General features: G+C 47.0%; 25 protein-coding genes and 1 pseudogene. 19 read left to right on the forward strand and 7 right to left on the reverse strand.

The annotated features are described in order from the left end of the window. The first annotated feature begins 4 nt into the window (after positions 1-4). Complete coding sequence (locus ABLT31_RS01655; protein ID WP_367748033.1) at positions 5-151, forward strand: hypothetical protein; 147 nt, start codon at positions 5-7, stop codon at positions 149-151. 32 nt (positions 152-183) lie between these two features. On the opposite strand, the gene ABLT31_RS01660 is transcribed toward ABLT31_RS01655, so the two are convergent. The 5 genes from ABLT31_RS01660 to ABLT31_RS01680 all read right to left on the reverse strand — a co-directional run bounded on the left by ABLT31_RS01660 (position 184) and on the right by ABLT31_RS01680 (position 5,154). After that, positions 184-1,218: an aliphatic sulfonate ABC transporter substrate-binding protein gene (locus ABLT31_RS01660; protein ID WP_367748036.1), complete on the reverse strand. Its 1,035-nt coding sequence runs from the start codon at positions 1,216-1,218 to the stop codon at positions 184-186. A gap of 34 nt (positions 1,219-1,252) precedes the next feature. After that, entirely contained in the window at positions 1,253-2,014 is a 762-nt protein-coding gene (locus tag ABLT31_RS01665; RefSeq protein ID WP_367748038.1) for an ABC transporter permease, read from the reverse strand. Continuing rightward, positions 1,998-2,783 (reverse strand): ABC transporter ATP-binding protein, encoded by a 786-nt coding sequence (locus ABLT31_RS01670; protein ID WP_367748041.1) that lies wholly within the window; start codon positions 2,781-2,783, stop codon positions 1,998-2,000. Before ABLT31_RS01670 ends, ABLT31_RS01665 begins: the two co-directional genes overlap by 17 nt. A gap of 136 nt (positions 2,784-2,919) precedes the next feature. Next, positions 2,920-3,429, reverse strand: a complete 510-nt coding sequence (locus ABLT31_RS01675) for a hypothetical protein (RefSeq protein ID WP_367748043.1) — start codon at positions 3,427-3,429, stop codon at positions 2,920-2,922. A 15-nt stretch (positions 3,430-3,444) separates the two neighbouring features. Further along, positions 3,445-5,154 carry an Rqc2 family fibronectin-binding protein gene (locus tag ABLT31_RS01680; protein WP_367749335.1) on the reverse strand — a complete coding sequence of 570 codons (1,710 nt, stop codon included), beginning with the start codon at positions 5,152-5,154 and terminating at the stop codon, positions 3,445-3,447. Positions 5,155-5,332: 178 nt separating this feature from the next. On the opposite strand from ABLT31_RS01680, the gene ABLT31_RS01685 reads away from it, so the two are divergent. The 15 genes and pseudogenes from ABLT31_RS01685 to rpe all read left to right on the forward strand — a co-directional run bounded on the left by ABLT31_RS01685 (position 5,333) and on the right by rpe (position 22,241). Then, complete coding sequence (locus ABLT31_RS01685) at positions 5,333-8,068, forward strand: calcium-translocating P-type ATPase, SERCA-type (protein ID WP_367748046.1); 2,736 nt, start codon at positions 5,333-5,335, stop codon at positions 8,066-8,068. Between the two features lie 81 nt (positions 8,069-8,149). Further along, positions 8,150-9,034, forward strand: a complete 885-nt coding sequence (locus ABLT31_RS01690) for a YicC/YloC family endoribonuclease (RefSeq protein ID WP_367748049.1) — start codon at positions 8,150-8,152, stop codon at positions 9,032-9,034. Between the two features lie 14 nt (positions 9,035-9,048). Beyond that, positions 9,049-9,309: an extracellular matrix/biofilm regulator RemA gene (gene remA / locus ABLT31_RS01695; protein WP_129196950.1), complete on the forward strand. Its 261-nt coding sequence runs from the start codon at positions 9,049-9,051 to the stop codon at positions 9,307-9,309. Then, positions 9,302-9,937 (forward strand): guanylate kinase, encoded by a 636-nt coding sequence (gene gmk, locus ABLT31_RS01700; protein WP_367748051.1) that lies wholly within the window; start codon positions 9,302-9,304, stop codon positions 9,935-9,937. The genes remA and gmk overlap by 8 nt, the downstream gene beginning before the upstream one ends. Before the next feature lie 3 nt (positions 9,938-9,940). After that, positions 9,941-10,153 (forward strand): DNA-directed RNA polymerase subunit omega, encoded by a 213-nt coding sequence (gene rpoZ, locus ABLT31_RS01705; protein WP_367748053.1) that lies wholly within the window; start codon positions 9,941-9,943, stop codon positions 10,151-10,153. A gap of 71 nt (positions 10,154-10,224) precedes the next feature. Beyond that, positions 10,225-11,448 carry a bifunctional phosphopantothenoylcysteine decarboxylase/phosphopantothenate--cysteine ligase CoaBC gene (gene coaBC, locus ABLT31_RS01710; RefSeq protein WP_367748055.1) on the forward strand — a complete coding sequence of 408 codons (1,224 nt, stop codon included), beginning with the start codon at positions 10,225-10,227 and terminating at the stop codon, positions 11,446-11,448. Continuing rightward, positions 11,433-13,862 carry a primosomal protein N' gene (gene priA, locus ABLT31_RS01715; RefSeq protein ID WP_367748059.1) on the forward strand — a complete coding sequence of 810 codons (2,430 nt, stop codon included), beginning with the start codon at positions 11,433-11,435 and terminating at the stop codon, positions 13,860-13,862. Before coaBC ends, priA begins: the two co-directional genes overlap by 16 nt. Positions 13,863-13,890: 28 nt before the next feature. Continuing rightward, positions 13,891-14,367: a peptide deformylase gene (def, locus tag ABLT31_RS01720; protein ID WP_367748061.1), complete on the forward strand. Its 477-nt coding sequence runs from the start codon at positions 13,891-13,893 to the stop codon at positions 14,365-14,367. 76 nt (positions 14,368-14,443) lie between these two features. Next, complete coding sequence (fmt, locus tag ABLT31_RS01725) at positions 14,444-15,388, forward strand: methionyl-tRNA formyltransferase (RefSeq protein ID WP_367748063.1); 945 nt, start codon at positions 14,444-14,446, stop codon at positions 15,386-15,388. A 19-nt stretch (positions 15,389-15,407) separates the two neighbouring features. Then, on the forward strand, positions 15,408-16,781 hold the full coding sequence (gene rsmB / locus ABLT31_RS01730) for a 16S rRNA (cytosine(967)-C(5))-methyltransferase RsmB (protein WP_367748065.1): 1,374 nt from the start codon (positions 15,408-15,410) through the stop codon (positions 16,779-16,781). Positions 16,782-16,828: 47 nt separating this feature from the next. After that, positions 16,829-17,908, forward strand: a pseudogene (gene rlmN, locus ABLT31_RS01735) (dual-specificity RNA methyltransferase RlmN); the annotation flags it as partial. An 84-nt stretch (positions 17,909-17,992) separates the two neighbouring features. Continuing rightward, positions 17,993-18,760, forward strand: a complete 768-nt coding sequence (locus ABLT31_RS01740; protein ID WP_367748068.1) for a Stp1/IreP family PP2C-type Ser/Thr phosphatase — start codon at positions 17,993-17,995, stop codon at positions 18,758-18,760. Continuing rightward, the gene (gene pknB, locus ABLT31_RS01745; RefSeq protein ID WP_367748070.1) at positions 18,757-20,691 is read left to right on the forward strand and encodes a Stk1 family PASTA domain-containing Ser/Thr kinase; all 1,935 of its coding nucleotides are present in this window, start codon (positions 18,757-18,759) and stop codon (positions 20,689-20,691) included. Before ABLT31_RS01740 ends, pknB begins: the two co-directional genes overlap by 4 nt. Before the next feature lie 17 nt (positions 20,692-20,708). After that, entirely contained in the window at positions 20,709-21,581 is an 873-nt protein-coding gene (gene rsgA, locus ABLT31_RS01750; RefSeq protein WP_367748072.1) for a ribosome small subunit-dependent GTPase A, read from the forward strand. A 3-nt stretch (positions 21,582-21,584) separates the two neighbouring features. After that, positions 21,585-22,241, forward strand: a complete 657-nt coding sequence (gene rpe, locus ABLT31_RS01755) for a ribulose-phosphate 3-epimerase (protein WP_367748075.1) — start codon at positions 21,585-21,587, stop codon at positions 22,239-22,241. A gap of 344 nt (positions 22,242-22,585) precedes the next feature. Here rpe and ABLT31_RS01760 read toward each other — a convergent pair whose 3' ends face one another. Next, positions 22,586-23,008 carry a hypothetical protein gene (locus ABLT31_RS01760; protein WP_367748077.1) on the reverse strand — a complete coding sequence of 141 codons (423 nt, stop codon included), beginning with the start codon at positions 23,006-23,008 and terminating at the stop codon, positions 22,586-22,588. Positions 23,009-23,279: 271 nt separating this feature from the next. On the opposite strand from ABLT31_RS01760, the gene spoVM reads away from it, so the two are divergent. Then, complete coding sequence (gene spoVM, locus ABLT31_RS01765) at positions 23,280-23,360, forward strand: stage V sporulation protein SpoVM (RefSeq protein ID WP_367749336.1); 81 nt, start codon at positions 23,280-23,282, stop codon at positions 23,358-23,360. 71 nt (positions 23,361-23,431) lie between these two features. Here the strand turns inward: spoVM and rpmB are convergent, their stop codons facing one another. After that, a complete protein-coding gene (gene rpmB / locus ABLT31_RS01770; RefSeq protein ID WP_129196985.1) occupies positions 23,432-23,620 on the reverse strand; it encodes a 50S ribosomal protein L28 in 189 nt (62 codons plus the stop codon). A gap of 174 nt (positions 23,621-23,794) precedes the next feature. Here rpmB and ABLT31_RS01775 point away from each other — a divergent pair, with 174 nt between their 5' ends. Together ABLT31_RS01775 and ABLT31_RS01780 are read left to right on the forward strand one after the other, a co-directional pair. Continuing rightward, positions 23,795-24,157: an Asp23/Gls24 family envelope stress response protein gene (locus ABLT31_RS01775; RefSeq protein ID WP_367748079.1), complete on the forward strand. Its 363-nt coding sequence runs from the start codon at positions 23,795-23,797 to the stop codon at positions 24,155-24,157. A gap of 16 nt (positions 24,158-24,173) precedes the next feature. Further along, positions 24,174-25,865: a DAK2 domain-containing protein gene (locus ABLT31_RS01780; protein ID WP_462976456.1), complete on the forward strand. Its 1,692-nt coding sequence runs from the start codon at positions 24,174-24,176 to the stop codon at positions 25,863-25,865. Positions 25,866-25,880: the final 15 nt, after the last annotated feature.

The following is a 25,880-nucleotide window of genomic DNA, read 5'->3' on the forward strand; positions in this document are numbered from 1 at the left end:
TGAAATGGAACAGAAAAAAGTGAAAACGGAAGGCTCTTTTAAGGAAATGGCTCAATACAGCGGAGTGGACCAGCAAACCGTAGAAGAAGCCATTAATCTTGTGGAACAAACCGCCAATATTGAAGTGGAAGTTCCGCAAGAAAAAAAGTAGGAGAGGGAAGCCTCTCCTACTTTTTTTGTGATTTATTTTGTTGCTACAGTTTCTAGAACAGCCGTATCAACCAGTCCTTCAAGCTTTGGCTCTTCCTTGATGAATTTCAGAGCATAAGAAGCGTTGGCCCATTCCTGCAAGGCATCAGTATGAACGTCTGACGTAAACGTCATTCGGTCCCACGATTTAGCAAGTACGTTTTCAGGCAGCTTTTTCTGAGTCAATTCATAAAGAGTTTCATTAATTAATTGAATAGATTCTTCCTTGTTGTTGTTTACGAAATCAACAGATTCAACGTGCGCCTTAAGAAGCTTCTTCGTCAGTTCAGGATTTTCCTGTACGAATTTCTTGCTGCTGACTAAAACAACGCTCGGAAGAGTCGTTCCCCAGGCAACCTGATCCCACTCGGCGATCACGTTAGCTCCTGTTGTTTCAACCAGGTAAGTTCCCCAAGGCTCCGGCAAAGCGGCTGCATCCATTTGTTTGGATTCGAACAATGCTTGCACATTCGCAGGATTTTGCTTCTGATGGACTACGGTTCCGCCAATTCGATTTGATGTAAGACCGATATCAGACATCATTTTTTCAAGCTGTACGTCATGGGTGCAACCAATTCCTGGTGTGCAGAAAGATCTTCCATCCAGATCCTCAACCTTTGTAATGCCTGAATCTGCTCGAGAAACAACCAGGGTGGCCCCGTTAGCGGCAGAAGCGAGAATGACGACGTCGTTGCCCTGCATAAAGCGGTTAATCGCCGGTCCGGGACCTACATAACCGATATCTAGATTCCCGCTGTTTAGGGAGTCCATAAAGGCATTCCCATCAGGAAACACTTGAGTCTCAACCTTTACGCCTTCTAGATTTTTTGCGAAGATTTCCTTCTTTAAGCCAACGATGGCAGGCGCATGGTCAAGATTTGGAAAGTGGCCAATGCGTATCTCTTGCTTTTCCGCTGAAGCCCCTTCATTTCCTGTTGCCGCTGTTTCTTCAGAAGAATTACCGCAACCGGCCAATACCATACTGCCAAGCAAAACGCTCGATAACAGTCCTAATTTCCATTTTCTCATTTTACCCATTCCCCTCAAATTCTTCTTTTTATTTTTACGCTTCTTTTTCAAGACCCCAGCGAGTCAACACTTTTCTCTCTAATGGCTGGAATACGACATAGTCCATTAAGGCACCGATTACCGCTATAATCACCATAAGGGCGACGACCAGATCCATATTTCCTAATTCTCGGCTAAACATCAGCATATAACCCAATCCAGGTCCAGGACCAATTAATTCTCCCGCCATCAAAGCTCTCCAAGCAAAGGCCCAGGCTAGCCTCATTCCCGTGATAGCATAGGGGATCGAAGCGGGTATCATCACTCGGCGAAACAGATCGACGCCGGAAGAGCCCATCGTTCGCGCAGCTTTTATCAAAATGGGCTGAACATTCTTAAACCCCATTCTCATATTCATAATCATGGACCACATCCCGCCAAGTACAACGACAAAGATAATAGCCTTTTCTGAGAATTGGAACCAAACCATGGCGAGCGGCAGCCAGACGATGCTGGGAATACTTTGCAAGGCAATAACTAGTGATCCGATGGTATCATCGGCCCATTTGTATTTGGCCAACAAAACCCCAACAAGCGTACCGATCAAAATCGCTAGGATAAAACCGATGAGCAGGCGCTTCATGCTATTTAGTGTAGCAAAGACAAGCGTTCCTTCCGCCAGTCCCGTGTAAAGGGCTTCGGCTACCCCTAAGGGGCCAGGGAACATGGTTGGCGGCCACCATTGCATGCGGTATACGGCCTCCCATACAATAAAAAGACCAGCAAAGAAGAGGAATCTCTTAAGTGCTATATTCATGATCGCGTTCCTCCTGCATAACTTTAGAGATCTCACCTTCAAGGTAGGACATGATTTCCTGCTCTAAGGTAATAAAGTCCGGATGAGAAGAGGGCCTTGGTCGTTCAATATCCACATTAAACTCCTTCATGATGCGACCTGGCCGCGTTCCCATAAGTAAAATCCGGTCTGACAATAAAATGGCCTCACGGATGTTATGGGTAATAAATAAAATTGTTTTTTGGGTTTTCATCCAGATTTCCTGCAATTCTTTATGCATCATCATTCGGGTTTGCTCGTCAAGTGCCCCAAACGGCTCATCCATCAGTAACACCTTAGGATTCATGGCTAGGGCGCGTGCGATGGAAACGCGCTGACGCATCCCCCCGGATAGTTCATGCGGAAATGAATCAGCAAAACGACTTAAATGGACCAGCTTTAAATGCTCTAAAGCCACTTGTTTTGCTTCGTCTTTAGGCAGATGGGCCAAGCCGAACATCACATTCTCCATAACGCTTAGCCAAGGCATCAAGGCTGCCTCTTGAAATACAAATCCACGATCGGGGCCTGGCTCTTGAATGGGTTTGCCATTCATCTGCACACTTCCCTCCGTGGGTTGATCCAATCCGCCGATAATATGCAAGAGGGTTGATTTACCACAGCCTGAGGGGCCAAGAATGGATAAAAATTCCCCTTCTTTTACTTGGAATTGAAGGTCACTAAATACCGTGTAGGATTCCTTGTTTTTCTGTGGGAATGCCTTTGCAAGTCGATCTATGGTCAAAAACATGGGATAATCCTCCAATTCATATCAAACAAGTAGGAATTATGATAGCTAGTATAAAATGGGTAAGAAGATCTGTCAATTCTTTTTTGTAAAACAAAAAGAGAGGGCTTACCATTGAAGGTTTGCCCAATCCTTACAGTTATTGATTTTTACTCAGTTCAATCAAGCCTAATACTTTAAGCGCCTGGAATTCTTCAGGAGACAATCTGGATAGAAGGGTAGATTTCAATTCTTCTTTTTCTTCTGAAGTTAACCCCCCTTGGGTCATAGATGCCAGGTTTGTCAATTCACTCATTGTGAATTTAGTTAGGAGAAACTTCATCGCCTCTTCTTTGGTTGCAAACGTAAGAGCGGCTGAGGATGCAGGCTGGGAAACAGCTGGCTGTTCCTTTCCAGCCTGAGTAGCTTCCTCACCTGGAGCAGGAACAGGGGCAGCTTCTTTTAACTGCCCGAACGCATCTGTTCCTCCTTGCTGCTCAATGGCTTGCTGGATTGCCGGGTCGTCAAGCAATTTTTTTACTTCCTCAGGAGTTAAGACCTCCTGGCTAACTTGATCCATCATTTTTTCAGAAACATAATTCATCCCGATTTTATAGCCTGCGAAGCCCAGTATGACAAGGATACCGAGCGATATGAGCCATTTTTTCATGGATTTCTCCTTTTTTCAGTTTTTTATCCGAAGGCCGCGAACGAGTTCCTCATCGGAGGAAACATAGATGGTTTTTTGGTGATCATAAGTCACAAAACCAGGCTTGGCACCGCTAGGCTTTCGTACGTGCTTAATCAGCGTATAGTCAACAGGGATTTGATTCGAACCGCGAGCTTTACTAAAAAAGGCTGCAATAGAAGCTGCTTCTTTTAAGGTTTGCTCTGGAAATTCCTTGGCCCGGATGACAACATGAGAGCCGGGTATGTCCTTGGTATGAAGCCAGGTTTCCATCGGATGAGCAAGCCGGTTCGTTAGATATTCGTTCTGCTTGTTGTTTTTGCCTACAAGAATTTCAATATTGTCTGTGGAGAGATATTTCTCCACCTGGGGCTTCTCCGCTTTTTTCTTTGCTTTCTTGCCCCGGAATCGAAGATAGCCTTCCTCTACCAATTCCTCTCTTATTTCAGCAATGTCATCTAGGGAAGCATCAGAAAGCTGTTGGACGAGTCCATCAAAATACTCCAGTTCCTTTTGGGCCAGATGAATTTGCTCTTCAATTACATGCAGGCTATTGCGAGCCTTGTTGTATTTTTTATAGTAGGCCTGAGCATTGTCGGCTGGGCTTTTTAGTGGATCAAGGGGAATTTCCAGCATAGCTGAATCTTCGTCATAGTAGTTTGCTACGTTGGCCACCGTGTCTCCTTTTTTCAGCTCATGCATATACGCCGTAATCAATTCTCCGCATAGCTTGAATTGTTCTGCTCCTTGAGCTTCCTTGCGAGTTTCTTCTAGCTTGACGATTTTCTTTTCATTTTTCTCTCGTTCATTGGATACGAAACGGATAAGGTCATGCGCCTTTTGTTTAACGGCATCTTGTTCCGCTTTGCGGTCAAAGAATGCTTCAAGGCAGGCATGAATGGAAGCAAATTCTTTTTTTGCGCCCTCAAGATGGGACAAGTTTACTACGGAGAAAAAGGATTTGTTCTCTTTTTTCACCATTTGCGGGTCATATTGTTGTTCACGGATATGGTGCATCATATCATGAAAAACGTTCCAAAGCTCTTCACGGTCACCCAGTTTTGCCCGGTGGACGATTTCTCTGGCGACGAGAGGGCTAATGCCTGTAAAGTGATCAACGATCTGCTTATCTAATTTTCCAGCATTATAGTCAAATGAACTAATGAATTGATTTTTTTCGCAATCCAAAGGATTCTTTTTTCCTTGTTCAGGCGGGGCCACATAAGGCCTGCCGGGGAGAACCACCCGATGCGTGCTCATGGCAGGAGTCACATGATGGATGCCATCCAGGATAATGTTTCGCTCTACATCCAATAGAATAATATTGCTGTGTCTCCCCATTATCTCTACGATAATTCTTCTTGTTTTCCAATCGCCCAGTTCATCCCTGACTTTCATATCAAGATAGATGATTCGTTCCATGCCTACTTGGGAGATGCGATCAATGATCGCTCCTTCACAGTGCTTGCGCAGCAGCATACAGAACATAGGCGGCTCGACTGGATTGGAAAAGGTTTCATTAGTCAGGTGCACCCGCGGGTAGGTTAGGCTGGCTGAGATCAGCAGTCTTCTATTTTCGCCTCCGGCTCGAACCTGGAGAATGATATCGGTGTCATTTGGTTGATAAATCTTTGAAATGCGGCCTGATTCAATCGTTTGCTTGCACTCATCTACTACTGCTTTTGTAACTAAACCGTCAAATGCCACGGTGTTCACACTCCCCTCCGAACCCATTATCCAAACAAGTATAAACCAAAAGAGCAGTGAGGTAAAATCAAATCATTTTTTTATGCTTGTCTGAATATGTTAGCTAGGGAAGAACCCACAGGGCTAGTACTAGATCCAGGTTAGGCAGTATTAATAAGGAAAAGAGGTGGAATAGCAGTTGGATACGAACCAATGGTACAACCTTACCGTGCAGGAATGTATCGATCGGATGCAAACTGATCCGGTGAAAGGGTTAACCAGCAAGGAAGCGGAGAGACGGCTGGAGCAGGTGGGAGAAAATACATTGCAGGAAAATCAGAAGGTTTCACCTGTTGTGATTTTACTCAACCAATTCAAGGATTTTATGGTGCTCGTGCTGCTCGCGGCAACACTCATCTCTGGATTGTTAGGTGAATATACTGATGCCATAACAATCATCGCCATTGTCATTCTTAATGGCATACTCGGTTTTATTCAAGAGTATCGTGCCGAAAAATCTCTAGGAGCCTTAAAAGAGTTAACGGCACCTACCGCCCACGTCGTCCGAAACGGGGAACTGATGCAGATTCCGGCGAAAATGATTGTCCCCGGAGATCTTGTTTATTTTGAGGGAGGAGACCGGATACCAGCTGACCTGCGGATTTTGACAAGCCAAGGCTTGCAGATTGAAGAATCAGCCCTGACAGGGGAATCGGTGCCTGTCAGTAAAATAGATGGGGTGATTGCCCAGCAGAATGTAGCGCTCGGGGACCAGAAGAATATGGCGTTTATGGGAACATTGGTGACAAGGGGGACAGGCCAAGGGGTTGTCACAGGGACCGGAATGCATACGGAGATGGGAAAAATCGCCCATTTGATCCAGACGACGGATACAATGCAAACTCCGCTCCAGCAGCGACTGGAGCAGCTGGGGAAAGTATTGATCGTCATTGCCTTGGCTCTGACGGCTATGGTTGTGATCGCAGGTATTATGCATAATCATAATCCTTACCAAATGTTCTTAGCGGGGGTAAGCTTAGCCGTAGCCGCAATCCCTGAGGGGTTGCCTGCCATTGTTACCATCGCCCTTGCGCTAGGCGTTCAGCGCATGATCAAGCGAAAAGCCATTGTACGGAAGCTTCCCTCGGTAGAAACGCTGGGATGTGCGAGCGTGATTTGCTCGGATAAGACGGGAACCCTTACTCAGAATAAAATGACGGTTCGCAGGATCTGGGTAGAGGGAAAGCAGGTAGAAGTGACAGGAACGGGTTACGAGCCTTTCGGGGAGTTTGTTTTTGAGGGCAAAGAAATCCGCCCGGAACGACATGCGGCTTTCAAGCGTTTGCTCGAGATAAATGCCCTATGCAATAATGCCAGGTTAGTGGAAGGGAAAGAAGGGAAGAAGTCCATTTTAAGCAGGGAGAATAAGGAGTGGGCCATTGTCGGGGACCCGACCGAGGGAGCGCTGTTAGTGGCATCGGCTAAAGCAGGGTTTCAGCCAAGCAGCTTAACCCAATGGGAGCGGCAAAAAGAATTTCCTTTCGATTCGGAGCGGAAAATGATGTCCGTTCTAGTAAAGGATCGCAAAGGGGAGCAAATGATCGCTGTAAAAGGAGCGCCAGACGTTCTTTTATCGCGTTGCACCCATATATTATGGAATGGAAAAGTAGCCGCATTAACCCCATCGCTGAGAAAGGAGATTGTCGAAAGCAACCAACAGATGGCCGAGCAGGCTCTGCGCGTGCTGGGTGTCGCCTATCGGGACGTAGCAGCGGGGGAACGGATCGTCGACGAAGGGCAAGCGGAATCTAAGCTGGTTTTTGTCGGCTTATCGGGGATGATTGATCCGCCGCGTGAAGAAGTGAAGGAAGCTATCCGCAAATGTCGGGTGGCGGGGATTCGGACCGTAATGATTACGGGTGATCACCAAACGACGGCTGAAGCTATCGCCAGGCAGCTGGGGATCCTGCCAAAGGGCGGGTTGACAATAAATGGGCAGGATCTATATAATATGTCCGATGAAGAGTTCGATAGCATAGTGGAGAAAATTTACGTTTATGCCCGGGTTTCACCCGAGCATAAGCTGAAGATCGTCCGCGCGTTGCAGGCAAAAGGACACGTTGTGGCGATGACAGGAGACGGTGTCAACGACGCACCGGCAATTAAAGCCGCAAATATTGGGATTGCTATGGGGATCACAGGGACGGATGTATCGAAGGAAGCGTCCTCACTGATTCTTGCGGATGACAACTTTGCCACCATTGAAGCGGCCATTGAAGAAGGTCGAACGATTTACGATAACATACGTAAATTTATTCGCTACTTACTTGCGTCCAATGTAGGGGAGATCTTGGTGATGTTCTTTGCCATGATGGCCGGAATGCCTCTTCCTCTTGTGCCCATACAGATTCTTTGGGTTAACCTAGTCACGGATGGTCTGCCCGCCATGGCATTGGGTGTTGATCAGCCCGAAGGCAATACGATGAAGCGTCCGCCGCGCTCCAGCAAGGAAAGTATTTTTTCAAGAGGATTGGGATGGAAGATTCTCAGCAGGGGCTTTCTGATCGGGATTTCTACCTTAGCCGCGTTTTGGATTACGCTGCAAGCGAATCCGGATGATTTAGCGAAGGCGCAGACGATGGCATTTGCTACCCTAGTGATGGCCCAGCTTATTCACGTCTTCGATTGTCGGAGTGAAAGGACGGTGTTTCATAGGAACCCCTTGCAGAATAAATGGCTGGTATTAGCCGTCATTGTATCGGTGTTGCTATTGGTTGGGGTTATTTACCTTGAGCCGCTTCAGCCGATCTTTAAGACCGTTGCGCTCGACCTGCAAGAATGGATCACCCTGCTGATATTTGCCGCCATTCCGACCGTTGCCGTAGGGATCCTGGGCCTGGTATGGGATGCCGTAAAAGGAAAAAGGACAGCTTAAAAGCAACGGCTTTATAGCCGTTGCTTTCTTTCAACCCAAATGATAAAGAATATAGATGATTGTTTTAGGTCGGTGATATGAATGATTAAGAGTATGACAGGATTTGGACAAGCTTCTTCGCAAACCGGGGAAATTCAGCTCACAGTTGAGATGAAAAGCGTAAATCATCGTTTTCTAGAGTTAGCCGTACGCATGCCTAGGGAATTGATCTCACTAGAAGAACAGGTAAAAAGGAAGATTGGAGCCTATATTCGCCGCGGAAAAGTAGATGTCTTCATCAAAGTGGAACGACCTGACGGTCAAGACCAGAAGGTCGTTGTGAATTGGTCTCTCGCCGGAGAATATTATAATGCCTATCAGGCCCTTCGGGAGCGCTTTCCCTTTCAGGATGAAGCGGTGAGTCCCATAGAGTTTCTCTCGCTGCCGGAAATTGTGCAGCTGAAGGAACCGCAAGAAGATATTCAAAAATATGCTAAAGATATTCTAGATTCCGTGGAATTAGCTTGTCAGCAGTTAATACATATGAGAAAATCGGAAGGAAAGAATCTTCATGAAGATATTGCCAAGCGAATCGAATCCATTGATCATATCATTGATGGAATTCGACTGAGAACACCTGCTGTTGTACAGCAATATCAGGAGCGTCTAGCCTATCGGATGAAGGAAATGCTTTCTGGGCATTGGGAAGGCGATGAAGGCAGGATTCTGACTGAGGTTGCCATATTTGCCGAGAAGGTTAATATAGATGAGGAATTAACAAGATTAGCGAGCCATTCTCAGCAATTCATGGCTATATTGCAGGAGCAGGAGCCAGTCGGCCGCAAATTGGATTTTCTTGTTCAAGAGATGAACCGAGAGACGAATACGATCGGCTCGAAAGCGAATGATTTGGAAATAAGCAAAAGGGTAGTAGATTTAAAGGCAGAATTGGAAAAGATTAAAGAACAAGTGCAGAATATAGAATAATGGGGGGTGCCAGAATGGCCATTAAGCTTATAAATATAGGATTTGGTAATATCGTATCTGCCAATAGGATCATTTCAATAGTAAGCCCTGAGTCGGCCCCGATTAAACGAATTATCCAGGAAGCTAGGGATCGAGGGATGCTTATCGATGCGACATATGGACGCAGGACGCGAGCAGTCATTATTACGGACAGTGATCATGTGATATTATCTGCGGTTCAGCCAGAAACCGTTGCCCAGCGTCTGTCTACAAAAGAGGAGGATCCTGATGAATAGGAACCAATCAGACATCGAATTCGACAAGGGCCTGCTCATTGTTTTATCCGGCCCCTCAGGAGTGGGAAAAGGAACAGTCTGCGCCGCTCTTAGAAAAACGATGCCTCAGCTGGTGTATTCTGTTTCTGCAACGACTCGGGCAATGCGCCAAGGGGAGCAAGAAGGGGTAAATTACTTTTTTAAAACGCAGCAGGAATTCAGGCATATGATTGAAAACGATCAGCTGTTAGAGTGGGCCGAGTATGTCGGGAATTACTACGGAACTCCTCGCGGTTTTGTTGAACAGACCCTTGATGAAGGCAAGGATGTCATCCTGGAAATCGAGGTTCAGGGGGCACTGCAGGTAAAAGAAAAGTTCCCGCAAGGAATCTTCATTTTCTTAGCCCCGCCAGATCTTGAGGAATTGCGCAATCGCATTGTCGGACGAGGGACGGAATCGGAAGAAACCATAAACTCCCGGATGAGCGTAGCGAAGGAAGAAATTGAATTGATGGATAAGTACAACTATGTTGTTGTCAACGACCAGGTTGAGTTGGCCTGTCATCGAATACAATCGATTGTTCTTGCCGAACATTTAAAGAAGGACCGGCAAATTGCCAAATATCGCAAATGGCTTAAGGAGGTTTAAACGATGATATACCCATCGATCGATAAACTGGTGGATAAAGTGGAAAGCAAATATACCTTAGTCAGCCTGGCTTCCAAGAGAGCAAGGCAATTAAGGGAGAATGAAAAGGATATTAAAGTGGGTAAGCCTAATTCCAAGAAGTTTGTAGGAATTGCCTTAGAAGAGATCATTGAAAACCAGCTCTTGTTCGAAAGGCCAAAGACAGTAGATCGCTAGGAAATAACAACCCTTAGAGGTTGTTATTTTCCATTTGTAGGAGTATCGGTTGATTAGAGGAGGGGAAAACCATGCTGCAGGGAAAAACCATTGTCCTAGGGGTGACAGGGGGGATCGCAGCCTATAAGGCAGCGGCTTTATGCAGTGCTTTGGTCCAAAAAGGAGCCAATGTCCGTGTCATCTTGAGTTCATCGGCGATTCAGTTCATCCAGCCGCTTACTTTTCAGGCCTTATCACGGAACCATGTGGTCGTGGATACGTTTGAGGAAAAGGATCCGACGGTTATCGCTCATATTGACTTAGCCGATCGGGCTGACCTGATTGTGGTGGCTCCAGCTACCGCGAACTTCATCGCCAAAGCTGCACTTGGTCTAGGGGATGATATGCTTAGTACCACGCTGCTGGCCACCGAGGCTCCCATTCTGGTTTGTCCGGCCATGAACGTCCATATGTATCAGCACCCTGCTGTGCAACATAATATGAATATATTGAGGTCGCGAGGGATCCGTTATGTTGAGCCCGGCGAGGGGTTCCTAGCCTGCGGATACACTGGGAAGGGCCGGATGGCGGAACCAGAGGAAATCGTCAGCGCCATCATTCATGAACTTACACCTAAGCAAGATCTTGCAGGAAAAAAGATTTTAATTACCGCGGGGGCCACAAGGGAAGCAGTAGATCCTGTGCGGTTTTTTACCAACCGTTCCACGGGGAAAATGGGTTATGCCATTGCGGAAGCGGCTAAGGAACGGGGAGCTGAGGTTATCCTTGTCAGCGGAAGATCAACCGCGCTAAACCCGCCTGCAGGCGTAGATTGGGTTCCGATCGAGTCCGCAGAGGATATGTTCCAAGCCGTTGCAGCTCGGGCGGATCAAGCTGATGTGATTATCAAGGCGGCCGCTGTTGCGGATTATCGTCCGGCTGTTGTCCATGAACAGAAGATGAAGAAAAAAGACGGGAATCTAACCATTGAGCTGGTTCGTACCAAAGACATTCTTCGCCATCTTGGGGAGCACAAGAAACCGACCCAAGTTCTGGTCGGTTTTGCTGCGGAAACAGAGAATGTAGAAGAAAATGCAATGAAAAAGGTACTTGCCAAGAACTTGGATTTTATTGTAGCGAATAATGTGGCCATGGAAGGGGCAGGCTTCGGGACGGATACCAATATTGTCAGCCTATACGACCAGAACGGCCTCATTCATTCTCTCCCGCAGCTCTCGAAACGCGAAGTGGCAGACCGCATACTTGACGAAGCGATATCCAGAAGTGAGGCAAAAGCCAAATGTACGCCCAAGTAATAGTGGATGTTCCTCACGTCGATACGGATCGGGCGTTTGACTACGAGGTACCTCAATCCTTGTCTTCGTGGATTGCCGTGGGAAGCAGAGTTTCCGTTCCTTTTGGTCGCCGGTTGCTTCAAGGGTACGTCGTAGGCCTATCCGAACAAAGTGAAGTGGCGCAGCTAAAGGAGATTCAGGATGTCCTGGATGTGGTCCCTCCGCTGACGGAGGAGCTCGTAAGTCTTGCCCATTGGGTTAGCCAGCGTTACGTTTGCCGCTTATACAGTGCTTTGCAGGTGATGGTTCCCGCAGCCTTGCGATCGAGCTATAAGAAGGAGTTAAGCGTCACTCCAAAAGGAAGAACGACTTCCTTTCTGCTTTCGGAAGAACAGCGAATGATGGAATATGTTTCAGCAAGGGGTACAGTTGAATGGGATCAGTTCCTTACGGAGTTTCCGGATCAAGGCCAGTTTCTCGCCACTGCCATTCGTGAAGGCTGGATGGACTGTGAACAAGTCGTACGGGATAGGATTACCAAGAAGACACTCCTCTATGTCAAAAAGGCTGTGAGTGATGATACTCTTAGAGATTCGATCGGGAGCTTGTCAAAGCAAGCCCAAAAACAAAAGGATATCCTCCGCTTTATGCTCGGACAATCTCGGCCCATTCCCTTAAAGACTTTGCTTGCCACATTGGAACTGTCTTCTTCTTCTGTGAAAGCCTTAGTTGAGAAAGGGCTGCTGGAATTGGAGGAGGTCGAAGAGCGCAGGGATCCTTATGCAGGGAAGGTCTTCGGGGAACAAAAACCTGTTCGGTTCACTCAAACGCAGCTAGAGGTAATGGAGGAACTTCATTATGCCTTGACCCTTGATCAGTATTCTGCTTATCTTCTTCATGGGGTGACGGGAAGCGGGAAAACCGAGGTGTATTTGGAAAGTATAGCAAGGTGTTTGGATTTGGGCAAAGAAGCCATTGTTCTTGTACCGGAAATTTCCCTGACGCCACAAATGGTGGATCGGTTTAAAGGGAGATTTGGGGATAGGGTTGCCGTTCTCCACAGCCGGCTTTCCCAGGGGGAGAGGTACGATGAATGGAGTAGGATCAGAAAAAGGGAAGTTAAAGTCGTAGTCGGAGCAAGATCGGCTGTTTTTGCCCCATTTTCTAACTTGGGACTTATTATTATGGATGAAGAGCACGAGGGCTCATACAAGCAGGAAGAAAATCCGAGGTACCATGCTCGCGATATCGCCATGCAAAGGGCGAAGTCTCATCGGGCCATTGCGTTGTTCGGAAGTGCTACGCCAGCCATGGAAACTTTTTTTATGGCATCCAATGGTCAAATGGGTTTGCTATCGATGCCTGATCGGGTGGGATTTCGACCGCTGCCCTCCGTGAGTATCATCGACATGCGGGATGAGCTGAGAGAGGGAAACCGTACGATGTTCAGTCGGGCGCTTTCAGCGGCGATTTCCGATCGGTTGGATCGCGGCGAACAAATGGTTCTTTTCCTCAATCGCCGGGGCTTTTCCACGTTTGTCATGTGCCGTTCCTGCGGTCATTCCCTGCAATGTCCCCACTGTGATATTTCCCTCACGTACCATCGATCGAATCAAACGGCTAGGTGCCATTATTGCGGATATGCAGAACGGGAGCCGGAGAAATGCCCGGCATGCGGAAGCGGGCACATTCGCTACTTTGGTACAGGGACGCAAAAGGTGGAGGAAGAATTAAGCAAGCATTTTCCAGGCATCCGGGTGATCCGGATGGATGTGGATACGACTTCGCAAAAAGGGGCTCATGAAAAGCTTCTGACCATGTTTCGGCAAGGACAGGGGGATGTGCTGCTCGGCACGCAGATGATCGCTAAAGGCTTGGATTTTCCGAAGGTAACCCTAGTCGGAGTCATTGCTGCCGATACCATTCTTGGCATGCCTGACTTCCGGGCGGCTGAACGAACTTACCAGCTCCTCACCCAAGTGGGAGGGAGAGCCGGGAGGCATGAGCTGCCTGGCGAGGTTGTGATACAAACCTACAGTCCGGAGCACTATAGTATTGAATTGGCGAAAACTCAAAAATTTGAGAGCTTCTTTTCTATTGAGTTAAAGCATCGCTATGAAAAAGGGTACCCCCCCTATTTCCGTCTGATCTTATTTACCTTTACCTCTGCGAGCGTACCTTTAGCAGTGAAAAGCGCCGATGATTGGGTTCAGAAGCTCCGCCGCATTCTTCCTTCCAGCGTCTATTTACTAGGACCTGTGGCTTCGCCGATCCCCCGGATCAAAGATAGATATCGGTTTCAATGCATGATAAAATATAGGGATGAACCGGAAGTGCTGCCATTTATTAAAAAGATGGCAGAATCCTTTGCAAGCAAGCATAAGCCGGATGACATCCAATTGACAGTTGATGTCGATCCGCAAATGCTCATGTGATAGATGATAACAAGGAGGTCCTTGGACTATGGGAATTCGAATGATCGTTAAGCATCCTGAAGCCGTTTTACGAGAGAAATGTGTAGAAGTGAAAAATTTTAATGCGAACCTCCATAAGTTGTTGGATGATATGGCTCAAACCATGTACGATGCGGATGGCGTAGGACTTGCTGCCCCGCAGGTAGGGATTCTCAAGCGCGTTATTGTCATGGATTGCGGAGATGGGCTGATTGAAATGGTGAACCCGGAAATTATTGAAAGAGAAGGGGAACAATTCGGACCTGAAGGGTGCTTAAGCATCCCTGGCGTGATGGGAGATGTTCGTCGAGCCATGCGTGTCAAAGCGAAGGGCTTCGATCGCCACGGAAATCAGATTGAGGTAGAGGGGGATGAGCTGCTCGCCCGCTGCATCCAGCATGAAATTGATCATCTGAACGGCGTCTTGTTTATTGATTTAGCCGAAAATATGTATGAGAGAGATCCAAATCAACCGGATCAAGGGTAGAGAGAAACTGGCGCATGAGCCAGTTTCTTCTTTGTCCTTTTTAATCTTGGCCGAGCATAAGAAAAGGAGCGGAGACATGTTGAACATTATTTTTATGGGTACACCGGACTTTGCCGTACCTTGCTTGGAGAACCTGATCCGTTCAGGGTATAACGTAATGGAAGTGATCACACAGCCTGACCGGCCGAAGGGGCGAAAGAAAGAGTTGACCCCCCCTCCCGTTAAGGAAGCAGCGCTAAAGCGCAACCTTCCTGTTTTCCAGCCAGAAAAACTAAGGGATCCAGAGGCCGTGCAACATTTGCTTTCGCTCAAACCGGACCTTATTGTCACTGCAGCATATGGCCAAATCCTTCCAAAGGAAATAATTGATTTGCCTCAATGGGGCTGTATTAACGTACATGCCTCCCTTCTCCCGAAGTATAGGGGAGGGGCTCCCATTCATAAGGCGATTGTGGATGGAGAAACGGAATCAGGGGTCACCATTATGTATATGGTTGAAAAGCTAGACGCAGGGGACATCCTTACCCAGGTCAGAGTGCCGATCGAAATGGAAGATACGGTGGGAACGCTTCATGATAAGCTATCCGCTGCAGGGTCAGATTTGTTGCTGGATACGATCCCCAGACTCGTAGAGGGATCGATTGTCCCCCGCAAGCAAGAAGAAGAGTTGGTTACATACGCCTGGAATATTCGCCGAGAAGATGAAAAAATTGATTGGAATAACCCAGCCAGGGCAATCTATAACCAAATTCGCGGCTTGAACCCTTGGCCGGTGGCTTATGCGCTGCTGGAAGAGCAGGTATTTAAAATCTGGTGGGCGGAAATCATCGAAGAAGACAAGACGTCTGCTGCCCCGCCCGGTACTATTATCAAGTCGGACGGAGAAGGGATCGACGTCGCCTGCGGAAAAGGGATTCTTCGCTTAAAAGAAGTTCAGCCGTCCGGAAAAAGAAAAATGAGCGCATCGGAATACGTTCGCGGAATCGGGCAGCAACTGCAGCCGGAAATGAAATTCTCCTAGGAAAGGGGACATGGGTGGTATGGCGCAAGCCACGAAGGCATCTGCACGTTCCATAGCTCTTCAGGTTTTAATTGATGTGCAAGATCACAAGGCTTTTAGCAACTTGCAACTCAACGCAGCCTTAAAACGGGAAGGTCTAGACCGACGAGAGGCGGGACTTGCCACCGAGCTGGTCTATGGCACTCTTTCACGTTTGAATACGCTAGATTGGATCCTATCTAAATTGATTAATAAGCCCATTTCTAAATTAGAGATTTGGGTTCAAAATCTTCTTCGTCTTTCCTTGTATCAGTTGCACTATCTGGATAAGATTCCTGAACGGGCTGTCGTTCATGAAGCGGTAGAAGAAGCGAAACGGCGAGGACATAAGGGAACGATTGGACTCGTCAATGGCGTGCTTCGCAATTATTCGAGAAGAAAGGAAGAATGGGTTTTCCCTGCACAATGGCCAAAGTTTAAGAAAATCGCCTTGGAATATTCTCATCCCGAATGGCTGGTTAAGCGATGGTTAAGCTTTTTTGGGGAGACGGATACGATCGGGATGTGCAAGATGAATAATCAGCCGCCCCCTGTCAGTGTTCGCATTAACCCATTGATGGCGACGAGGGAGAAAGTCCTTCAGGTTGTTCAAGAAGAATTGGAAGGGGCGGAGATCGCTTCTTCCGATATAGCCCCTCAAGGCTTATTGCTAAAGCAGGTAGGGAACATTGCTTTTTCTCAAGCCTATCAACGGGGGATGTTCACAATACAGGATGAAAGCTCGATGCTGGTTGCCCATGCGGTTGCAGCAAAACCGGGGATGCACGTGCTGGACACTTGTGCCGCCCCGGGAGGGAAGACTACCCATATCGCTGAACTCATGGAGAATTCAGGATCCATCCTGGCGCTAGACATCCATGAGCATAAATTAAAATTGATTACTGCTAACGCCGATCGCTTGGGAGTAACGATCATCGAGCCGAAGCAGGCCGATGCCCGGAAATTGCCGTCTGATTTGCATAAGGGCTTATTCGACCGCATTCTTGTTGATGCTCCTTGTTCCGGGTTTGGTGTGATTCGGCGAAAGCCAGATTTGAAGTGGCAAAAACAGCTGAAAGATATTGAAGAAATTGCCCAGACTCAATATCAAATCTTGGAGCAGGCGGCGCGCTGGCTTAAACCGGGCGGATGCTTAGTTTACAGCACCTGTACGGTAGATCCGGAAGAAAACAGCAGATTGATCCACCGGTTTATTGACGCCAATCCATCGTTTACACTAGATGCCAGCTTGGTTACCGATATGCCTCCTAATCTGCGCCAGCATTTCCATAAATCGGGAGGCTATATTCAAATTCTTCCCCATCAATTTGGGAGCGATGGTTTTTTTATTTCTCGCATCACGCGACAGACTTAGTGTTTTCAGAACTCCTATGTTAAAATGATTGGTAGTATTGATCAAATGTGGGAAACCTAGATAAAAACGAAAGAAATGGTGATTTTCAATTGAAACCATTAATTTATGATTTGCGCTTTGAAGCATTGCAGAAATGGCTGGAAAGCAACGGAGAGAAAGGATTCCGGGCTGGCCAAATTTTTGATTGGCTCTATGTCAAGAGAGTGAATCAGTTTGAAGAAATGAGCAATCTATCAAAATCCCTGCGAGATAAGCTCCAGTCCTCTTTCCATTTGGCCGGGCTTAACGAAATAACGAGACAGGAATCGGCAGACGGAACCATTAAATTTTTATTTTCCCTGCACGATGGACATGCCATTGAGACTGTCGTCATGAGGCATAACTATGGAAACAGCATTTGTGTCACAACGCAGGTTGGATGCCGAATCGGCTGCACCTTTTGCGCTTCTACGCTAGGAGGGCTTAAGCGCAATCTGACCTCCGGGGAAATTGTATCCCAGGTGCTCATGGCTCAGAAGGCTCTAGATGAGGAGGAGCAGAGAGCGAGCCATGTTGTCGTGATGGGGATAGGAGAGCCCTTTGAGAATTTCGAAGCCCTTCTTGATTTTCTTTATGTGATCAACCATGATAAGGGGCTAAATATTGGACAGCGCCACATTACAGTTTCTACAAGCGGCATTGTGCCGAAGATTTATGAATGGGCGGACGATATGAACCAATTTAACCTGGCTATCTCCCTGCATGCACCCAATACCGAGATCCGCTCTCGGTTAATGCCTGTCAATCGGCGGTTTCCCTTGCCTGATTTGATGGAAGCATGCCGGTACTATGTGAATAAGACCGGGCGAAGGATTACTTTCGAGTACGGTTTGTTCGGAGGGGTCAATGATCAGGTAGAGCACGCCCTGGAGCTCGCTTCCTTAATAAGCGGCATCAATTGCCATGTCAATCTCATTCCAGTGAACTATGTGCCTGAAAGGGATTATGTCCGGACTCCTAAGGATGACATTTTTGAATTCCAGCGTGCGCTTCAAAAGCGAGGGATCAATGCGACGATTCGCAGGGAGCACGGGAGCGACATTGCGGCAGCTTGCGGACAATTGAGAGCCCAGCATGCCAAAACGCAAAAAGAAGCTGAAGGGAAGGATTCTTTAGCGGAAGCAGGCGGAGGAAAGATACAAGCGGTGAAGGAATTAACGAGGTGAGACCGAATGCAAGCAGCCTACAAAACACATATTGGCTGTGTTAGAGCCTTTAATGAGGATAACGGAGCGGTTGTCAATCTGGAAAACGGGAATCTAATGGCGATCGTAGCGGACGGCATGGGTGGTCATCAAGCGGGGGATGTAGCCAGCTTAATGGCTGTGGACATTGTAAAGATGGAGCTGCAAAACCTGCCTGATGATTTGGGTCCTGATGAGGCGATTGACCGTCTGGACCAAGCTATCCTAAAAGCCAATGACGCTATTTACAGCTATTCCAAAAGCCACGACGATTGCCACGGAATGGGGACCACAATTGCGGCTTGTCTGGTGAATCCGGAGTGGCTTGTGATAGGCCATATTGGGGACAGCCGAATTTATCGCGTCTCCGACAAGCAAATTACCCAGCTGACAGAAGATCATTCTCTGGTAAACGAACTATTGAAAAACGGGCAAATCACGAAAGAAGAGGCAGCAAACCATCCTCAGAAAAACATTCTGGTCCGTGCCCTGGGAACGGACTATGATGTGGAAGTCGAGCTGAAGGCTTTAGAGTGGGAACCGGGGGATCGCCTGATTTTATGTTCGGACGGATTGTCCAATAAAGTGGTTCCTGGGGACATTATGAGAATTGTCAACGCCGCAGGGACACTGGACCAAGCGGTTGGAGAACTGCTGCAAGCAGCCTTGCGAGCGGGTGGGGAAGATAATATTACAGCTATCGTTATTGCTGAATACGATGAACCTCGTGCTGAGAGAAGCGAGGTGTCTGGATGATCGGTAAGCGCCTTGGCGGTCGATACGAAGTCGAACAGCGAATCGGCGGTGGTGGAATGGCTGTCGTTTACAAGGCTCACGATAATCTTCTGAACCGGACAGTGGCTCTCAAGATACTCAGATCCCAATTTGGTCATGATGATGATTTTATCGGCAGGTTCCGCCGTGAAGCTCAAGCGGCCGCAAGTCTGTCTCACCCGAATGTAGTCAATGTATATGATGTTGGGGAAGAAGATGATATCCAGTATATTGTAATGGAGTATATTGAGGGCTTAACGCTCAAAGAGCTTATCACCCAAAAAGGGAAGCTCGATTTAGAACAAGCGATACATATTGCCATTCAAATCTGCGATGCACTGGAGCATGCCCATCATAACCATATTATCCATCGGGACATTAAGCCTCACAATATCTTGATCGGTTCGCGAGGACGGGTGAAAGTAACCGACTTCGGCATTGCCCGGGCAGTAACTTCCGCAACGATTACGCATACGGGTTCTGTCATTGGTTCTGTCCACTATTTTTCTCCGGAGCAGGCTAGGGGAGGCATCAGCGGAGAGAAATCTGATTTATATTCCCTTGGGATTGTAATGTATGAGATGCTGACCGGGCAGGTTCCTTTTTCAGGAGATTCTCCCATCAGCGTAGCGCTTAAGCATTTGCAAGAGAATATCAAGCCGCCCAGGGAGATAAATCCAGATATACCCCAAAGCATAGAAAACGTGATTATGCGTGCCTTGGTGAAGGACCCTTTGCATCGTTACCAATCAGCGAAAGACATGCAAAGGGATTTGCGAACTTGCTTAAATCCCGATCGTCTACATGAACCGCCGATCGTTATTGAACAGGATGAAGATGAGGCGACGAGGGTGATCCCTGCCATAACGCCAGAAATGCTGAAGCAAATGGATAGCATGGAGGGAATGGATGATCATGAGGAGCCGGAAAACAGTCAGCGCCGTGAAACAGAAAAGAAGCCCCGCAAGTGGCTTAAGTCTATTGCCTGGTTAAGTTTTTTGTCTGCCTTTTTTATTATTGCATTGTATGGCTTTAATTTCCTGTTGGGCATTTTCTATGTACCTGAAGTAGTGACGCCAAGGGTGGAAGGAATGTACTTGGATGAAGCGCTGGAGGTTCTCAAGGAAAAGGAATTGAACCATGTGATTCAGGAGCGGTTCAATGATGAGGTACCTAAAGATATGGTCATTCGTCAAACGCCTCCGCCCAGCATGAGAGTGAAGCAAAAATCCGAGATCACGCTTTTCGTAAGCAAAGGGCAGCAGCAGATTGCCATGCCTGAACTGGTGGGCTTGCCAGAAAGGCATATTGAATTGCAGCTTGAGAAATTTGCGAATGTGAAGGTTGAGCGAAAACCCAGCAACGAGTATGCCAGCGGAATTGTCATGAACCAGGAGCCCGCAGCGGGAGAAATGGTGACGCCTTCCCAGACGAACGTCATCATCACGATTAGCACAGGAAAACAAACCGTTCTGATGCCGGAACTAATTGGTTTGCCTGTCGAGCAGGCACAAGCCCTCCTTGAGAAAAACGGTCTGAAGGGCAAGCTAAAACCCGAGCCCAGTTATATGAAAAAAGGCACAGTCTTCAGGCAATATCCCTTTCAGCCTGGCAGCCAAGCCCCTCCTGGGGCCGAAATCGAAATGGGTGTCAGCAACGGGTTTCCTTCGGATGCGAAGGTGATTTCAGAGCCTGTACTCGTTTTGTTGGGAGACCAACCAACCGCGGATATTGTCATCATGGTTTCCGATGCCCGCGGGAAGGATATTGAATTAATCAGAGAAACCATTCGCCAATCGGACACGTTTGATGTGGAGGTCGTCCTGTCTCCAACCCAGGATGCCACCATCACGATTCACAAAGATGGAAGTTTACTGGAAAAACGGAATATCCAATATTCGGATGTTCCTTGATGCACAGGAGGATAGGCATGCCTGAAGGTAGGATAATCAAGGCATTAAGCGGCTATTATTATGTTCTGGATGGCCCTTCCGTTTGGCAGTGCAGGGCCCGCGGCTTGTTTAAGAAAAAGGGGATTACTCCCTTGGTTGGCGATTGGGTGGAATACGATCAGGAAAGCAATGAGGAAGGATATATTCAGTCGATCCGGGAGCGGTCGACGGAGCTGATCCGCCCACCTATTGCGAATGTCGATCAGGCAGTCCTTGTATTTTCCTTGGTTCAGCCTGAGATGAGTCATTTGCTGCTAGACAAATTTCTCGTTCATACCGAATCTGCCGGATTGCGATCGATCATTTGCCTTTCCAAGGCAGACTTGGCAGAACAAGAAGGTACGGATGAAATAGAGCAATTGTATCGCCGTATTGGATACGATGTATTGGTTACTAGCAAATACTCCGACCGGGGTATTGCCAAGCTTCGTCAAATGCTCCAAGGTCATATCACAGTTTTGGCAGGACAATCAGGCGTCGGGAAATCGACCTTGCTAAATGCGTTGTTTCCCGGTTCTAATCTGCAGACGGGTGAAGTCAGCGAAAGATTAAGAAGAGGAAAGCACACCACAAGACACGTCGAATTGATTGCTGTTGAAGGTGGATTCGTGGCGGACACTCCGGGATTCAGCCAGCTGGATTTTTTCGATATTGAACCGGAAGAGTTAAGCCACTACTATGTCGAGATGAAAACGTATATTCCCGATTGCAAGTTTAGGGGATGTACTCATCTAAGCGAACCGAAGTGCGCTGTACGAGAAGCGCTGGAGGAAGGGGCCATATCCCCGTCCAGGTATGAAAGCTATAAGCAATTTATTCAAGAAATAAAAGATAAAAAGCGGAGGTATTAAAATATGGCACGACCGATTAAAATAGCCCCGTCCATCCTATCCGCTGATTTTGCGAAGCTGGGAGAAGAAATCAAGGAAGTGGAAGCAGGGGGAGCAGATTACATCCATGTTGATGTCATGGATGGCCATTTTGTGCCGAACATTACGATAGGGCCTTTAGTAGTGCAGGCTATTCGGCCTCATACGAAGCTGCCGTTAGACGTACATTTAATGATAGAGGCCCCGGACCGTTATATTCCCGAATTTGCCAAGCAGGGCGCCGATATCATCACTGTGCACCAAGAAGCATGCACGCATCTTCACCGCACGATCCACCTCATTAAGGAAATCGGGGTAAAAGCTGGGGTGGTGCTGAATCCAGCCACTCCTATCGTTACGATTGAGTCGATCCTTGAAGACCTCGATATGGTTCTTTTGATGACCGTTAACCCTGGATTCGGCGGGCAAAAGTTTATTTCGAGCGTCCTTCCTAAGATTAGTCAGCTACGTCAGATCCTTGATGAACGGGGATTGCATCATGTGGAGATTGAAGTGGATGGGGGAATACAGCCCGAAACCGCGCGCTGGGTGATCGAAGCGGGAGCTAACGTCCTGGTAGCGGGGAATGCTATCTATAACCAGCCAGATCGCAAAGCAGCCATTCAAGCGATAAGAGGATAGAGGAACTAACGACTTTGCCCTCTAATAAGGCGGGTACAGGCGATAACGGGAGATTTTCCGACTATTCGTGCGATTAGACTGAAAAAGTGAAAAATAAGCGGAGTATTTCCGGCTAAACCTCAAAAATCATGATTTTTTTAGTTTTTTAGAGAAATAGCCGGACTTTCTCCTGTTATCTGAAACCTGCCTTTTACATTATTCATCCCAAAAGAAGTATTAATCGACTGTCTCGTTTATCCTGTTATCCCCTATTCACCAAATGAACCTCGTTTTTCGAATTACAGGACTTTCTGCCGTTATATCCTCTCTCATGATGAATAAACTTAGATGAGATTCTTAGAATTCTATACCTTTTGCGTTTCCTTTTGCCAAAAGCTTTCATAAACTTCTCCCTTTTCTTCATCATCCAGGATGCGGAATCCTTGCGTCTGGAAGAATCCGATCAAGTCTTTCTCAATATGGCTGGCGTAAATGGGCTTTTGGAGCAGATAGGACTCATATTTTAAAAATTCGAGAGAACGGGCAGCATCGGGCATGGCTTTAGGTTTGACGCTTAACTCTGCCAGATCAATGTGCCTGTGATAGATTTGATAGTGAAGCTCGAAGTGTTCGTTGACTACGGTAACTAATCCATCCTGATTGGCCGTATACTGTCCTTGGATGCTCTTGATAAATTGCTTTAGCCGGCTGCGCTGGAAATATTGGGGGAAAATGACCATATTTGATGCATGAATGGGTGGGGGGGTAAAGAGTCCCGCTTGTCCCATGTTGAACCCTCCTTCTCATGTGTTTTGGTGCAAGCTCTTATTGATAAATTATGTAGGCAAATAATAGCTTAGAACCTAATGTTATCAACGTGCTAGAGGGTCTGGACTGTTTGCCTAAGAATTTTGGAACATTTCTGGGTGGTTTTTGAATATACTTTACTAAATGTTAATTGTTCATCAATCCGTTTGGGAGTCCCTGGGGGTCAAAGATTCTCAATAAAAATGGCTGATGACGGTAAATGAATTTTTCAGGAGGTAAGGAGGGGCAGTCATGAAATTCTATACCATCAAGCTTCCAAGGTTTATTGGTGGAATGGTTAAGGCTGTTTTGGGAGCTTTTAAGAAAAAATAAGCAGAAAAAAAGCACCTGGCAAAAGGTGCTTTTTTTGTTTGTCCAATCGGACAAGACGTGAAATCTATGAATTAAACTCGGGTTACTTTACCGGACTTAAGAGCCTTTGCACTTACATAAACGCGCTTTGGCTTACCATCAACCAAGATACGCACTTTTTGAACGTTAACGCCCCAAGAACGCTTAGATGCGCGATTGGAGTGGCTTCTTTTATTTCCAGTGCTTGCTTTTTTTCCAGTTACGAAACATACGCGTGCCATTTTTTCCACCTCCCTGATACAACACTATCAGTTAAAGAAATACTAAAACATAATAACATATAACCTTTAGTTACGCAATATGTACTAGATCATTTGTATTTTGAAAGCCTTTCAAATGCACTATAATTGTAGTAAAATGAGTAGAATGACTCCCATGCAAAGGAGATTTAAATGATGAGTGTAGAAATCAATACTTCTTTAGGAAGAATCGACGTTTCTAACGATGTAATTGCCACAATTGCCGGAGGAGCGGCTGTAGACTGCTATGGACTTGTTGGCATGGCTTCCCGAAAAGCTTTGAAAGATGGCTTTACAGAGCTGTTAGGCAGGGAAAACCTGAGCCGTGGAGTGGATGTGAAGGAACAAGACGGACGAGTAGAAATCGATTTGTACATTATAGTGAGCTATGGAGTGAAAATCTCCGAAGTGGCTCATAATGTGCAAACAAAAGTGAAATATACCTTAAACCAAACGCTTGGCCTAGACGTGTCAGGTGTTAATGTCTATGTTCAGGGCGTTAGGGTGTCCGCACCGTAAACAGGAGGTACTGTAAGTGATAATAAAGGAACTAACTGCAAAAGAATTGACCCATATGTTACTAACAGGTGCTTCCAATCTCTCTCGGCATGCAGCCAGAGTAGATGCTCTCAATGTGTTTCCCGTTCCGGATGGAGATACGGGGACGAATATGAATCTCACGATGAATTCAGGAGTAGCTGAACTGAAAAGGCAGTCCGGAGAGCATGCAGGGAGAGCAGCCCAAAGCTTATCCAAAGGTTTACTAATGGGGGCAAGGGGAAATTCAGGGGTCATTTTATCCCAATTATTCCGCGGCTTTGCCAAGGCGATAGCGGAGGAGGAGAAGGTAACGGCCGAGAAGCTGGCTCATGCCTTTACCCAAGGGGTATCCATGGCTTATGATGCTGTAATGAAGCCTGTTGAAGGGACGATTCTTACTGTAGCGAAGGACGCTGCTGCGGGAGCGGTGCGTGTATCTAAACGAAGTCATGATGCGGTAGAAATTGTTAAGGCAGCCCTGGATGCAGCAGAAGAATCCTTAGCTCGTACCCCGGATCTGCTTCCGGTCCTGAAGGAAGTGGGGGTAGTGGACTCTGGCGGTCAAGGATTAGTTTACATATACCAAGGTTTTTATCAGGCTTTGCAAGGGGATGCGGTAATCGGTGATGAGGATATCTCATATGAATCCAACTTAACCGGAATAGAGAGTCCACTCATTAATGAATTCTCCGAGGAACGTGCTCAAATACACCTGAAAACGGAAGATATACACTACGGTTACTGCACGGAATTTCTTGTCAAGCTGGATGGCCGGAATGAATTCAAGCAAGGAGATTTCAGGGAAAAGATAAGCCATTTCGGTGATTCCTTGCTTGTCGTTTCAGATGATGACTTGGTCAAGGTTCACATTCATAGTGAACAGCCTGGGGATGTTCTCTCCTTTGGGCAGCGTTATGGTGAACTGACTGGCATTAAGATAGAGAACATGAGGGAACAGCATTCGCATATTATCTCAGAAGAGATGGAATGGAGCGGTGTGACGGAAAAAGGGACCCCTAGAAAACCTAAACAGCCGTTTGGAGTGGTGGCGGTTGCGATGGGGGAAGGAATTTCTGACATCCTCAAAAGCTTGGGTGTGGATGAGGTCGTGTCAGGGGGGCAGTCAATGAACCCAAGCACCGAAGATCTAGTCAACGCTGCAAGGCGGATTAAAGCCGAGCACATCTTGTTTCTTCCCAATAACAAAAATGTGATCATGGCAGCTGAACAGGCCATTCAACTATTGGATGTCCCTTCCTTTGTGATTCCAAGTCGCTCTATTCCACAAGGCATGTCAGCCATGTTAGCTTTCCAGATGGGAGCTGATGCCCTGACCAATACAAGAGTAATGACAGACGCTTTAAGCCGGGTGAAGACAGGACAAGTCACTTTTGCTGTACGGGATACCAAATTAGAACAGCTTGAAATCAAGGAAGGGGATTACTTAGGCTTATCTAATGGTGAAATTGTAGCAACGGGTTTATCCCCCTTAGAGGCAGCCAAACAGTTGCTTTCTGCCATGATAGAGAAGTCCGATGAAATCATCACCATTCTGTACGGGGAAGAAATCAACCGGGAACAGGCTGATGAATTGACTGAGCACCTTCAATCCTCTTATCCGGATTTGGAAGTAGAGATACATGCAGGGGGCCAGCCGCTATATTCCTTTATTTTTTCGATTGAATAGAAAGGGGACAGTCTG

The organism is Ammoniphilus soli, assembly GCF_040813775.1.

Bases quoted from the DNA above. Each gene is read 5' to 3' on its own strand.
- ABLT31_RS01655 (WP_367748033.1), top strand. From the start codon at position 5: ATGGAACAGAAAAAAGTGAAAACGGAAGGCTCTTTTAAGGAAATGGCT.
- ABLT31_RS01660 (WP_367748036.1), bottom strand. From the start codon at position 1,218: ATGAGAAAATGGAAATTAGGACTGTTATCGAGCGTTTTGCTTGGCAGT.
- ABLT31_RS01665 (WP_367748038.1), bottom strand. From the start codon at position 2,014: ATGAATATAGCACTTAAGAGATTCCTCTTCTTTGCTGGTCTTTTTATT.
- ABLT31_RS01670 (WP_367748041.1), bottom strand. From the start codon at position 2,783: ATGTTTTTGACCATAGATCGACTTGCAAAGGCATTCCCACAGAAAAAC.
- ABLT31_RS01675 (WP_367748043.1), bottom strand. From the start codon at position 3,429: ATGAAAAAATGGCTCATATCGCTCGGTATCCTTGTCATACTGGGCTTC.
- ABLT31_RS01690 (WP_367748049.1), top strand. From the start codon at position 8,150: ATGATTAAGAGTATGACAGGATTTGGACAAGCTTCTTCGCAAACCGGG.
- remA (WP_129196950.1), top strand. From the start codon at position 9,049: ATGGCCATTAAGCTTATAAATATAGGATTTGGTAATATCGTATCTGCC.
- gmk (WP_367748051.1), top strand. From the start codon at position 9,302: ATGAATAGGAACCAATCAGACATCGAATTCGACAAGGGCCTGCTCATT.
- rpoZ (WP_367748053.1), top strand. From the start codon at position 9,941: ATGATATACCCATCGATCGATAAACTGGTGGATAAAGTGGAAAGCAAA.
- coaBC (WP_367748055.1), top strand. From the start codon at position 10,225: ATGCTGCAGGGAAAAACCATTGTCCTAGGGGTGACAGGGGGGATCGCA.
- priA (WP_367748059.1), top strand. From the start codon at position 11,433: ATGTACGCCCAAGTAATAGTGGATGTTCCTCACGTCGATACGGATCGG.
- def (WP_367748061.1), top strand. From the start codon at position 13,891: ATGGGAATTCGAATGATCGTTAAGCATCCTGAAGCCGTTTTACGAGAG.
- fmt (WP_367748063.1), top strand. From the start codon at position 14,444: ATGTTGAACATTATTTTTATGGGTACACCGGACTTTGCCGTACCTTGC.
- rsmB (WP_367748065.1), top strand. From the start codon at position 15,408: ATGGCGCAAGCCACGAAGGCATCTGCACGTTCCATAGCTCTTCAGGTT.
- ABLT31_RS01740 (WP_367748068.1), top strand. From the start codon at position 17,993: ATGCAAGCAGCCTACAAAACACATATTGGCTGTGTTAGAGCCTTTAAT.
- pknB (WP_367748070.1), top strand. From the start codon at position 18,757: ATGATCGGTAAGCGCCTTGGCGGTCGATACGAAGTCGAACAGCGAATC.
- rsgA (WP_367748072.1), top strand. From the start codon at position 20,709: ATGCCTGAAGGTAGGATAATCAAGGCATTAAGCGGCTATTATTATGTT.
- rpe (WP_367748075.1), top strand. From the start codon at position 21,585: ATGGCACGACCGATTAAAATAGCCCCGTCCATCCTATCCGCTGATTTT.
- ABLT31_RS01760 (WP_367748077.1), bottom strand. From the start codon at position 23,008: ATGGGACAAGCGGGACTCTTTACCCCCCCACCCATTCATGCATCAAAT.
- spoVM (WP_367749336.1), top strand. From the start codon at position 23,280: ATGAAATTCTATACCATCAAGCTTCCAAGGTTTATTGGTGGAATGGTT.
- rpmB (WP_129196985.1), bottom strand. From the start codon at position 23,620: ATGGCACGCGTATGTTTCGTAACTGGAAAAAAAGCAAGCACTGGAAAT.
- ABLT31_RS01775 (WP_367748079.1), top strand. From the start codon at position 23,795: ATGAGTGTAGAAATCAATACTTCTTTAGGAAGAATCGACGTTTCTAAC.